9 protein-coding genes and 2 pseudogenes are annotated in these 11,215 nt (G+C 64.4%); all 11 read left to right on the top strand.

Annotated features, from left to right (window positions below; all coding sequences use genetic code 11):
• Window positions 1-195, top strand: a pseudogene (locus tag OA56_RS03445) (Vi polysaccharide biosynthesis UDP-N-acetylglucosamine C-6 dehydrogenase TviB); the annotation flags it as partial.
• A 2-nt stretch (window positions 196-197) separates the two neighbouring features.
• Window positions 198-1,217, top strand: coding sequence for an NAD-dependent epimerase/dehydratase family protein (locus tag OA56_RS03440; protein WP_461583458.1), 1,020 nt, complete (start codon window positions 198-200; stop codon window positions 1,215-1,217).
• Window positions 1,217-2,563, top strand: a complete 1,347-nt coding sequence (locus tag OA56_RS03435; RefSeq protein WP_461583456.1) for a lipid II flippase MurJ — start codon at window positions 1,217-1,219, stop codon at window positions 2,561-2,563. Before OA56_RS03440 ends, OA56_RS03435 begins: the two co-directional genes overlap by 1 nt.
• A gap of 3 nt (window positions 2,564-2,566) precedes the next feature.
• Entirely contained in the window at window positions 2,567-3,256 is a 690-nt protein-coding gene (locus OA56_RS03430) for a class I SAM-dependent methyltransferase (RefSeq protein ID WP_461583454.1), read from the top strand.
• Window positions 3,253-4,404, top strand: a complete 1,152-nt coding sequence (locus OA56_RS03425; RefSeq protein ID WP_461583452.1) for a glycosyltransferase — start codon at window positions 3,253-3,255, stop codon at window positions 4,402-4,404. Before OA56_RS03430 ends, OA56_RS03425 begins: the two co-directional genes overlap by 4 nt.
• Window positions 4,404-5,756, top strand: a complete 1,353-nt coding sequence (locus OA56_RS03420; RefSeq protein WP_461583450.1) for a hypothetical protein — start codon at window positions 4,404-4,406, stop codon at window positions 5,754-5,756. Before OA56_RS03425 ends, OA56_RS03420 begins: the two co-directional genes overlap by 1 nt.
• The gene (locus tag OA56_RS03415) at window positions 5,753-6,895 is read left to right on the top strand and encodes a glycosyltransferase (protein WP_461583448.1); all 1,143 of its coding nucleotides are present in this window, start codon (window positions 5,753-5,755) and stop codon (window positions 6,893-6,895) included. Before OA56_RS03420 ends, OA56_RS03415 begins: the two co-directional genes overlap by 4 nt.
• Before the next feature lie 3 nt (window positions 6,896-6,898).
• Window positions 6,899-7,426 (top strand): asparagine synthetase B family protein, encoded by a 528-nt coding sequence (locus OA56_RS03410; protein WP_461583446.1) that lies wholly within the window; start codon window positions 6,899-6,901, stop codon window positions 7,424-7,426.
• A gap of 264 nt (window positions 7,427-7,690) precedes the next feature.
• Window positions 7,691-8,841: pseudogene (locus OA56_RS03405) on the top strand (asparagine synthetase B family protein).
• A gap of 13 nt (window positions 8,842-8,854) precedes the next feature.
• Window positions 8,855-9,979 carry a glycosyltransferase family 4 protein gene (locus OA56_RS03400; protein ID WP_461583444.1) on the top strand — a complete coding sequence of 375 codons (1,125 nt, stop codon included), beginning with the start codon at window positions 8,855-8,857 and terminating at the stop codon, window positions 9,977-9,979.
• A 6-nt stretch (window positions 9,980-9,985) separates the two neighbouring features.
• Window positions 9,986-11,071 carry an MraY family glycosyltransferase gene (locus OA56_RS03395; RefSeq protein WP_461583442.1) on the top strand — a complete coding sequence of 362 codons (1,086 nt, stop codon included), beginning with the start codon at window positions 9,986-9,988 and terminating at the stop codon, window positions 11,069-11,071.
• The last annotated feature ends 144 nt before the right edge of the window (window positions 11,072-11,215 follow it).

The raw sequence follows: 11,215 nt of genomic DNA, 5'->3' as shown, positions 1-11,215 counted from the left end.
GCCCGGCAGGAATACGGCCTCGAACTCACCGCCGAACCCGAGCCTGGCACCTATGAAGCCATCGTGCTCGCCGTGGCGCACCGCCAATACCGCGACCTGGGCGCGGAAGCGATCCGGGCGTGGCTGCGCGAGGGAGGGGTGCTCTACGATGTGAAGCATGTGCTTCCCCTCGAATCCGTCGACGGAAGACTGTAACGATGCGAATCTTCATCACCGGCACCGCCGGCTTCATCGGTTTTCACCTGGCCCGACTGCTGCTGGCACAGGGTCATGCCGTGCACGGCTACGACGGCATGACTGACTACTACGACGTGCGTCTCAAGCAGCGCCGCCACGCCATGCTGCGCGAGCAGCCCGGTTTCGTCGCCACAGAGGCCATGCTCGAAGACGCCGCCGCGCTCGAATCCGCCGCCCGCGCCGCCCAGCCCGATGTCATCGTGCATCTGGCCGCGCAGGCCGGCGTGCGTTACAGCCTGGAAAACCCGCGCGCCTACGTCGATGCCAACCTGATCGGCACCTTCAACGTGCTGCAGGTGGCGCAGGCACTGCAGCCGCGGCATTTGCTGATGGCCTCCACCAGCAGCGTGTACGGCGCCAACACCGACATGCCGTTTGCCGAAAGCCAGAAGACCGACACGCCGCTGACGCTGTACGCCGCCACCAAAAAAGCCAACGAAGCCATGGCGCACGCCTACGCGCACATCCACGGCGTGCCGATCACCCTGTTCCGTTTCTTCACCGTCTATGGTCCCTGGGGGCGGCCGGACATGGCGCTGTTCAAATTCACCAAGGGCATCCTCGAAGGCACCCCGATCGACATTTACAACCACGGCCAGATGTACCGCGACTTCACCTACGTGGAAGACCTGGTGCGCGCCATCCGGCTGCTGATCGACGTGCCCCCACCGCCGCCGGATCAACGCGAGCAACCCATCGAAGGCGACACGCTCAGCCCCGCCGCGCCGTGGCGCGTGGTCAACATCGGCAACTCGAGCCAGGTGCGGCTGCTCGATTTTGTGGAGGCCATCGAGGCGGAACTCGGCAAAAAGGCGATCCGCAACTACCTGCCCATGCAAACCGGCGACGTGCCGGCCACCTGGGCCGATTGCGCGCTGCTGCAGCGGCTGACCGGCTACCGGCCGCAGACTCCATTCAAAGAAGGCGTCGCGGCGTTCGTGCGGTGGTATTGCGATCAGTATGGCGGGCTTGAATCCTGATGCGGCTGAAAACCACCCTACTGCGTTTATTGCCGCAACCCTGGCGATTCAGGATTCAGTCCGTCAGCCACGAGAACAAGGCGATCTTGCGCGGCATGGCTTGGGTTGTGGTGTTTCTCCTGGGTGCCAAAATCGTCGCCGCGCTCAAGGAGATGCTGGTCGCCTATCGTTATGGCGCCAGCGCGTTGGTCGACGGATACCTCTTCACCTTCAACCTGGCTAACTGGCCGGTCAGCGTGTTCTACAGCGTGGCGAGTTTCCTCTTCATCCCTGTGCTGGTACGGCTGCGCACCCGATCGCCGGAAGACGGCCGACAGCTGCAGGCGGAGATGCTGGGTCTCAGCCTGGTGCTTTCCATTGTCTTGGCATTGCTGGCTTGGCTTCTTTTGCCTTGGATCATCAATTCCCCTTGGGTCGGTTTGAATGCTCAGGCACGCGAGGCGGCGCTTGCCAGCGTACCCTGGTGCGCTGCTGGCGTGATCGCCCTGGGCATGTTGGCTTCTTTGTACTCGACGTGGTTGATGAGCGGACGGCGCCACGCCAACACCTTTCTGGAATGCCTGCCGGCGCTGGGCATCGGGCTGTTTTTGTTTTTATGGCCATGGGATACGGGCAACCCCACCCTGGAACCCATGCTGTGGGGGATGTTTGCTGGCTTCGTCGGGCAGCTTGGCCTGCTGATGGTGGCGCATGCGGACGCCGTTCGCCCGGCGATCGCGCTCCGTTCTCCCCATTGGCAGGAGATTTACCGTTCTTTTGGCATCATGCTCGCGGCCCAGGTGGTGATGACCAGCACCGGCCTCGTCGACCAGTTCCTGCTCGCCCGACTGCCCGAAGGCAGCATCGCCACCTTTGGTTACGCGCAGCGGGTGATGGCTTTGGTGCTGGGCTTGTCGGCGACGGTCGTCGGCCGTGCCATGCTGCCGGTCCTGTCGGCAGCCGGAGACGCCCGCTCGAGCTGGCGCCTGGCCCGCCGATGGGCGATCCACCTGTTCTGGCTGGGCTGGATCGCCGCAGGGGCCTTGGCGCTACTTTCAGGCGTCATCGTCGACCTGCTGTTTCAGCGGGGAGCCTTCGATGTCGAAGCCAGCCGCGCCGTGACAGACACGCTGATGGCCCTGGGGGTGCAACTTCCCTTTTACCTTGCCGGGATCGTGCTCATGCAATGGGTGGTATCGGTGCGCAAACAGGTATGGTTACTCATTGCAGCTGCGGTTGCCACGGTGGTCAAGGTTTTCTCGGGATGGTGGTGGCTTTCTCATGGAACAGTCGGAGTCGCCGCTGCAACGGTGACTATGTATATGGCTTGGGTTATTGCCATAAAATTTTGCGCAAGGAAAACGTGAATCATGAGCCAAGAGAAAATTTGGGATTACTACCAAAACCATTATTCATCTGGGAACATTTTTCCAGAAGTTCGCCCGCGTTACTTTCTGCGTTTTCTGAAGTCTGGGCAGACGGTATTGAATGTTGGCATTGGTTCGGGTGCGTTCGAACGTTTCGCTGTGAAGGCGGGCATTGAGGTCCATGCACTCGATCCTAGTGAGTCGGCCATCTTGCGTTTGCGGCATGATTTGGACTTGGGCGAACGGGCTCGCGTTGGTTTCGCCCAGAAGATGCCATTCCCCGATTCTTCCTTTGACGCAGTCGTGATGTCGGAAGTTTTGGAGCACATGGACAATGCAGTGTTGTCCAGCTCATTACGAGAAGTGTTTCGTGTCTTGCGCCCAGGGGGCGTTTTTTTGTCCTCGGTGCCATACGCAGAGGATCTTGAGCTCAGTCAAGTCTTTTGTCCGGGCTGCGGCAAGGTGTTTCATCGCGTCGGACATGTGCAGTCCTTCGATCGAGAGCGCTTGCGCTCGCTTTTGCTTCAGGCAGGTTTCCAAGTCGAGCGTTGTTATCTCACGACGTTCGTCGATTGGCGGCGTCCAGGCATGCGGAATCGGCTGAAATCACTTGTACGCTGGGCGCTGGCGCGAGCAGGGGAGGCAATCGCCGACCCTCACATCATTACCGTGGCGCGTCGCCCGGCACGATGAGTACCGAACGTCTCACCATCTTCCTCCCCTCCCTGCGCGGCGGCGGCGCCGAGCGGGTGATGGTGACGCTCGCCAACGCCTTTGCCGAGCGCGGGTATGCCACCGATCTGGTGCTGGCAGCAGCCGAGGGGCCTTACCTGAAGGACGTCTCCGACCAGGTGCGCGTGGTCGATCTGCACGCCGGGCGCGTGAGCAAGGCGCTGCTGCCGCTTGCCCGTTACCTGCGCCGCGAACGGCCGCGGGCGATGCTCTCGGCGATGAATCACGCCAATGTCGTTGCCATTGCGGCCAGGATGCTCGCGCGGGTCCCTTGCCGGCTGGTGGTGTCGGAGCACACCACCATCAGCATCTCAGCCGCTCGTGCGCAGGGTGCCGTGGCGAAGGCGGTCTATGCGCTGGTGCCGTGGGCGTACCGGCGGGCGGACGCCATCGTGGCGGTGTCGCGCGAATCCGCGGCCGACCTCGAGCGTTTCGCCCGGTTGCCTGCCGGTTCGGTACGGGCGATCTACAACCCGTTCGATCTCGATCGGATCAGGCGGCTCGCGGCGGAGCCACTCGATCATCCTTGGTTTGCGCCGGGGCAGCCGCCGGTGGTGCTGGCGATCGGACGCCTGACGGAGCCGAAGGATTTTCCCTCCCTGATCCGGGCGTTCGCCGCGATTCGGTCGTGTCGCCCGGCGCGGCTGCTGATTCTGGGCGAAGGGGAACTGCGCGGCGAACTCGAGGCGCTGGTGCGCAGCTGCGGCCTGACTGCGGACGACGTACAGATGCCGGGTTTCGTGGCGAACCCGTTCGCCTACCTGTCGCGCTGCGCGGTGTTCGTGCTCTCCTCGCGCTGGGAAGGGTTGCCTGGGGTGCTGATCGAGGCGCTCGCCTGCGGCGCGCCAGTGGTGAGCACCGACTGCCCCAGCGGACCGCGCGAGATTCTGGAAGGGGGGCGCTGGGGACGGCTGGTGCCGGTGGGGGATGTGGAGGCGCTGGCCGATGCCATGGTGGCAACATTGGATGAAAAGACGCATCCAGACGCGATGGCGCGGACGGCGGAATTCGGTGTCGGGAAGGCGGTGGAGCATTATTTGAAAGTCTTGTTGACTCGCTGCGGAGTGGCACAACTACGTAGTGAGCGACATTCGCAGGAAGATGAGTGATGGGCTTGGTCACCTTTATGGGGGTGCTGTTTGCCGTCATCTGTGGCGGGTTGGCGCTCGGCCACAGCGCGGTGGTTGGTCGGGTCACTCTGCTGGATTTCGCATTGCTGGCTGTCGGCGGCATGTATGGCATCGGCTGGGTATTGGTGCTTCACGTGACATTGGCGGGCGGCAATCCAGTCTGGGCGCCTTGGATAATTCCCTTCGAACCTTTATATCTGCTGCACAGTATCGGCGCTTTTCTGTTGCTGTTCGGGATGCTGAGTGGCTGGTATCTGATGGCGCATGGCTGGCGCGCTCGGTCTTTGCCGATGATGGACGGCAACGGTGTTGGGTCGCAACGGTGGGTGGCGGCATTCTGGTTGCTGTTGGTGGCGGCCGTGGTGGCGCAGGGCCTGTATGCTCATGCCTATGGCGGATTCCTCGGGCAATTGAACTATTCGGCGGCGATCCGGTCCGCGCTTTTTGATGATGTTCCGCATAACCCGTTGAGCTTTCTGAGGCCGTTCGGTGGGCTGGCCATGATCGCCGCCTTCGGTTTTTTTGGGTTGCGGCTTTCCGGGTGCAGAAGTTGGTCAAGCTTTCTCGGGTTGACGTTGTCTTTTACGTTCAGTCTCTATGTCCTGTACAGCTGGTTGGGGCGTTTGGGGTTTATGGTTTTTATCGCCACGTTTCCGCTGGGATGGGGGTTAAATAAAAGTAGATCCCCGGTAGGACTGCTTTTTGGAAGCGGCGTTGTTTTCATCTGCCTGTTAGTCGGTGCTTATGGGGTCAGTGTTTGGTTGAATCTTAAATCCGCGGACAGTCTGCTGGAATTTTTGGCGAGAGAACTTGCCTTTCCGTTCGGCAGTTTCTTTGCGCAGCTGGATTGCGGTGAACATCTGTTTCGGGCGGGCGTCGATTTTCTGTTGACGCCGTTGTATGTGCTGCCTTCATCCTGGTGGACCAGTTGGTTTGAGCCGCTGGATCAGATCAATACTGCCGTTATCTTGGGGGCGCCCAAGGGTACGGCAGGCGTGACCGGAGGTATTCCGGTGGACCTGTTGACCGTGGGCTTGATGCAGTTCCACATGGTGGGAATCGCGCTTGTCGGTCTGTTGTTTGGCGCCTTGCTGCGCGTTGTGCAGGGCATTCTGAGCAGGATTCCGTGGCCTGGGGTGCGTGCCGTCTTCGAGGCGAATTTGGCATTGACGCTTGCCGTGTTGGGGGTTTTTTACGCGCAGCCCGATCTGGTGGTGTCTGGCCATATCCATTGGATTGCTGCAGCGCTGGTTTTTATCGGCGTGTTTCGCCTGCCGCGGCTTGGGATGGCGCGCGGTGGAATGGCGGCTGACCGGGAGAGCGCCTCATGATGGTTTTGCACCTCATCACCGGCCTCTCCGACGGCGGCGCCGAAGCGGTGCTCTACCGCTTGTGTACGCACGATGCCGAAAACCGCCATGTCGTCGTCTCGATGATGGACGAGGGCAAATACGGCCCGCTACTGCGCGCGGCGGGGGTAGCGGTGCATTGCCTGGGTATGCCACGCGGGCGGGTCACCGTGCGCGGGCTGTGGCGGCTGTGGCGGCTATTGCGCGCCGAGCGGCCCACCGTGGTGCAGACCTGGATGTACCACGCCGATCTCGTCGGCGGCGTGCTCGCGCGGCTGGCCGGGGTGCGGGCGGTGTGCTGGGGGATTCACCATTCCAATCTGGAGCCGGGCAAGTCGCGCCGGGCCACGATCTGGGTTGCGCGGCTCGATGCCCGGCTGTCGCGCTGGGTGCCGGCGGCCATCGTGTGTTGCGCGGCGCAGGCGCGCGATGTGCATGTGCGCCTGGGTTACGCGGCAGAAAAGTTCGTCATCATTCCCAATGGCTACGACGTGGGCCGCTTTCGGCCCGACGCGGCGGCGCGCGCGCGGCTGCGGGCCGAATGGGGCGTACCCGATGGGGTGCCGCTGCTGGGTATGGTGGCGCGTTTCGATCCGCAAAAGGATCATGCCAATCTGCTGGCGGCCTGCGCCCGTCTGCAGGCATCCGGGGCGGATTTTGCTGCGGTATTGGTCGGCACCGGCTGTGACGCGGGCAATGCCGCGCTGGTGCAGCAGCTTGCCGCGGCGGGGCTCACGCAGCGCGTGCGCCTGCTGGGCCGGCGCGACGACGTGCCGGCGGTGATGGCGGCGCTGGACGTGCACGTGCTCTCCTCGCTGGGCGAGGCATTTCCAAACGTGCTCGCCGAGGCGATGGCCTGCGGCACGCCGTGCGTGACCACGGACGTGGGCGATGCGGCGCAGATCGTGGGGGAGACGGGCTGGGTGGTGCCGCCGCGCGATGCGGCGGCACTGGCCGAGGGGATCGCGGCGGCGCTGAAAGAATGGCGCGAACGGCCGGATGAATGGGCCGCGCGGCGGTGCGCCGCCCGCGAGCGGATCGTGGAGACATTCGGCTTGGATCGGATGGTGCAGGCATACCGGCGGGTATGGGGTGAAACCGTGGCCGAAGGGAGGAAGTGAGCGATGTGCGGTTTTGCCGGTTTCCTCGGAGCGGAAGCTCCGGATCAGCCCGAGGCAGTACTGCGCGCGATGGCCGATGCCCTGCGGCATCGTGGCCCGGACGACGCGGGGGTGTGGTTCGACGGGCAGGCGGGGGTGGGATTGGCGCACCGGCGGCTTGCCATCGTGGATCTGACGCCGGCCGGGCATCAGCCGATGCGTTCGCCCTGCGGGCGTTTCGTGCTTGCCTACAACGGCGAGATTTACAACCATCTGGATCTGCGCGCAGCGCTGGCGGCCGAGGGCGGGGCGTTTGCCTGGCGCGGGCATTCGGATACCGAAACGCTGCTCGCGGCGCTGCGGCACTGGGGAGTAGAAGGTGCGCTGCAGCGGGTAAACGGCATGTTCGCTTTTGCGCTGTGGGACGCGCAGGAGCGGACGTTGGTGCTTGTGCGCGACCGCATGGGGGAGAAGCCGCTCTATTACGGCACCTGTGGCGGAGCGTTTCTTTTCGGCTCGGAGCTGAAAGCGCTGCGGGCCCATCCGGCGTAGCGCGGGGAAATCGACCGCGATGCGCTGGCGGCATTCCTGCGCTTTTCTTACGTGCCTACGCCGTACAGCATCTTTCGCGGGGTGCATAAATTGCCGCCGGCGCATTTCGTGGTGGTACGCGACGGCGGCCGTGCGGTGGGCGAGCCGCGCTGTTACTGGGATCTGGCACGGGTGGCGGAAGAGGGGGTGCGCACGGCGCGGGGGGATGCGCAGGAACTGGAGGAAGAGCTGGATGCGCTGCTGCGCGATGCGGTGGCCCGCCGCATGATGTCCGACGTGCCGCTGGGTGCGTTTCTCTCCGGCGGCTACGATTCCACCACCGTGGCGGCGTTGATGCAGGCGCAGAGCGGGCAGCCGGTGCGCACGTTCTCGATCGGGTTCCATGAGGAGACGTTCGACGAGGCGAAGCACGCCAAAGCGGTGGCGCGGCATCTGGGCACGGAGCACACGGAGCTGTACGTGACGCCGGCCGAGGCGCTGGCGGTGATCCCGAAGCTGCCGGAGATCTACGACGAGCCGTTCGCGGATTCGTCGCAGATTCCGACGTATCTGGTGAGCGCGCTCGCGCGGCGGCACGTGACAGTGGCGCTTTCGGGCGACGGGGGGATGAGCTCTTTTGGGGGTACAACCGCTATACGCTGGGTTATCGCGTATGGCGCGTGCTGCGCTGGTTGCCCTTCCCGCTGCGGCGGGCTGCGGCCGCGATGCTGCGACGCTTGCCCGGGCAGGCGCTGGACGCGCTGCAGCGGCGTTTCGTGCCGCAGCGGCTTCGTCTGCCGGCGCTGGCCGATCGCCTGCCGAAACTGGCGGAGGTGCTGGAGCACCGCGATGGCGCGGCGTTTTACCGCTCGCTGGTGTCGCACTGGAAGAAGCCGGACGACGTCGTGCTCGGAGCACGCGAGCCGGTGACGGTGCTCGATGAGGCAGGAAGGCGACCACGCCTGAGAGGGCTGCGTGAGGAGATGATGTGGCTGGACCAGATGAGCTATCTGCCGGACGACATCCTCACCAAGGTGGACCGCGCCAGCATGGCAGTGAGCCTGGAGGCGCGCGTGCCCTTGCTGGACCACCGGCTGGTGGAGTTCGCCTGGCGGGTGCCGATGGCGTTGAAATACCGGGATGGACAGAATAAATGGCTGCTGCGGCAGGTGGTGTATCGTTACGTGCCGCGGGAATTGATGGAGCGCCCCAAAATGGGCTTCGGCGTGCCCATCGAGGAGTGGCTGCGTGGGCCGCTGCGGGAGTGGGCCGAGGAGCTGCTGGCGGAAAAGCGCCTGCGCGAGGAAGGGTTCTTCGACCCGGTGCCCATCCGGCGAATGTGGGCCGAGCACCTCAGCGGCGCGCGGCGCTGGCATTACTATTTGTGGGACGTGCTGATGTTTCAGGCATGGCTGGCACGGTGGAGGAGGGAATGAGGGAGAAACAATCGTGCGCATCGCCCTAATCGGCAACCAGGCGTTTTCTTTGCTCAATTTCCGCGGGGCGCTGATCGAGGATCTGGTGGCGGCGGGGGCGGAGGTGTTCGCCTTTGCGCCGGACTACGACGCGGCGGCGCGGGAGCGGGTGCGGGCGCTGGGGGCGGAGCCGGTGGATTTTTCGATCACCCGGGCGTTCGGCAATCCAATGCGGGAGGTGGCGGACATCGTGCGTCTGGCGCGAACGCTGAGGCGCTTGGGCATTGATGTGACGTTGTGCTATATCCTCAAGCCGGCGATCTATGGCACTCTGGCGGCGCGTTTGGCTAGGGTGCCGAAGCGGGTGGCGATGGTGCCGGGTTTGGGGTTTACGTTTACCACCGTAGTGGGGAGGGTATCGCTGAAGCGGCGTTTGTTGCGCGCAGGGGTGCAGACGCTGGCGAAAGTGGCATTCGCCGGGGCGGAGCGGGTGGTATTCCAGAACCCGGACGATTTGGCTGAGTTCGTTGGCTGGGGGGTGGTTGAAGAAAGCAAGGCGGTGCTGCTAAGGGGGACCGGCGTCGACCTCGACCAATGGCGACCGGCTCCGCCGGTGACGGAGCCAGTGACGTTTCTGCTCGCGGCGCGTCTGCTGCGGGAAAAGGGGATCGTGGAGTACGTGGAGGCGGCGCGGCGGGTGAAGGCGCGTCATCCGCAGGTGCGCTTCGTGCTTTTGGGCGGGCTGGACGACAACCCTGGAGCACTCACGGAAGGCGAGGTGCGGCGGTGGGTGCAGGAAGGGGCGATCGAATGGCCGGGGCACGTGCCGGTGCAGCCGTGGCTCGCGCAGGCGAGCGTCTATGTTTTGCCTTCTTATCGCGAAGGGGTGCCGCGCAGCACGCAGGAGGCGATGGCAATGGGCCGGCCGGTGATCACCACCGACGCGCCCGGTTGCCGCGAGACGGTGGTCGATGGGGTGAATGGCTTTCTCGTGCCGGTGCGCGACGCGGAGGCGCTTGCGCAGCGCATGCTGTGGTTCGTGGCGCATCCGGAGGCAATCGGGCCGATGGGGGCGCAGAGCCGGCGCCTGGCCGAGGAGCGCTTCGATGTGCGCGAAATCAACCGGCGGCTGATGGCGCTGCTCGGGGTGGGGGGTTAGGCGGCGATGATCGTTCTCTTGATGGCGTTTCTGGTGAGTTTCTTGGCGACGCTGGGGGTGATCCGGTGGCACCGCTTTCATGGGCATCTTTCCGCCGACGATGATTTTTCCGGCGTGCAGAAGTTTCACCGCCATTCGGTCTCGCGGGTGGGCGGAGTCGGCGTGGCGCTGGGCCTGGTAGCCGCGGCGCTGGTGCTGTGGCTCGACGGTCGCAGCATCGCCCGGGAGTTCGCCTTGTTGCTCGCGGCGGGGATTCCGGCGTTCGCCGGGGGTCTTGCCGAGGACATGACCAAGCGCGTGGGCGTGGGAGCGCGGCTTGCGCTTACGATGGGCGCGGCGGCGCTGGGGTTTTGGCTTTTGGGGGCGATGCTCACGCGGGTGGACGTGCCGCTCGTCGATGATCTTCTCCGCTACGGCCCGGTGGCGTTGCTCTTCACGGCGGTGGCGGTGGGCGGGGTGGCGAACGCGATCAACATCATCGACGGCTTCAACGGCCTGGCGGGCATGGTGGGGGTGATGATTCTCTCGGCGCTGGGGTACGTGGCCTACGTGCTGGGGGATCACCTGCTATGGAACGTGTGCATCGCGAGCGTGGGGGCGATTTTGGGGTTCTTCGTGTGGAACTATCCGCGGGGGCTCATTTTTCTCGGCGACGGCGGGGCCTATCTGGTGGGGTTCCTGATCGGAGAGGTGTCGGTGCTTCTGGTGGGGCGGCACCCGGAGGTGTCGGCGTGGTTTCCCATGCTCCTCGTGGTGTATCCGGTGTTCGAGACGGTGTTTTCCATCTACCGGCGCAAGGTAGTGCGGGATACTTCGCCCGGATTGCCGGACGCGTTGCATCTGCACACGCTGGTATTCCGCCGCATCGTGCGCTGGGCCGGCGGGCGCGAGGCGGAGGCGCTGGTGCGGCGCAATTCGGCCACTTCCCCTTATCTGTGGCTGCTGTGCTCGGCTTCGGTGATCCCGGCGGTGCTCTTCTGGCGGCACACCTACGTGCTGATGGGCTTCACGCTGGGTTTCGCGGTGCTCTACGTGTGGCTGTACCGGCGCATCGTGCGCTTTCGCACGCCGGGGGTGCTGCGGCGGGGGTGAGCTCGCCGCTTCCTCCAACGCCTACCGCCAGGCGCTTCTCGGCCTTCCGGGAACTTGATGCGATTGCCTTGGATCGGATGGGTTCGATCCGGCAGGCCGGGTTACAATGACCCTCATGAACGCCCGCCACGACGCCAGCTACAA

Source organism: Tepidiphilus sp. HLB4, assembly GCF_054823945.1.
The sequence above is the reverse complement of the archived record's forward strand: the minus strand, read 5'-3'. Positions and strand labels throughout refer to the sequence as shown.

What these genes read in the sequence shown, in the direction of transcription:
- OA56_RS03440 (WP_461583458.1), top strand. Translation starts at nt 198, where the DNA reads ATGCGAATCTTCATCACCGGCACCGCCGGCTTCATCGGTTTTCACCTG.
- OA56_RS03435 (WP_461583456.1), top strand. Translation starts at nt 1,217, where the DNA reads ATGCGGCTGAAAACCACCCTACTGCGTTTATTGCCGCAACCCTGGCGA.
- OA56_RS03430 (WP_461583454.1), top strand. Translation starts at nt 2,567, where the DNA reads ATGAGCCAAGAGAAAATTTGGGATTACTACCAAAACCATTATTCATCT.
- OA56_RS03425 (WP_461583452.1), top strand. Translation starts at nt 3,253, where the DNA reads ATGAGTACCGAACGTCTCACCATCTTCCTCCCCTCCCTGCGCGGCGGC.
- OA56_RS03420 (WP_461583450.1), top strand. Translation starts at nt 4,404, where the DNA reads ATGGGCTTGGTCACCTTTATGGGGGTGCTGTTTGCCGTCATCTGTGGC.
- OA56_RS03415 (WP_461583448.1), top strand. Translation starts at nt 5,753, where the DNA reads ATGATGGTTTTGCACCTCATCACCGGCCTCTCCGACGGCGGCGCCGAA.
- OA56_RS03410 (WP_461583446.1), top strand. Translation starts at nt 6,899, where the DNA reads ATGTGCGGTTTTGCCGGTTTCCTCGGAGCGGAAGCTCCGGATCAGCCC.
- OA56_RS03395 (WP_461583442.1), top strand. Translation starts at nt 9,986, where the DNA reads ATGATCGTTCTCTTGATGGCGTTTCTGGTGAGTTTCTTGGCGACGCTG.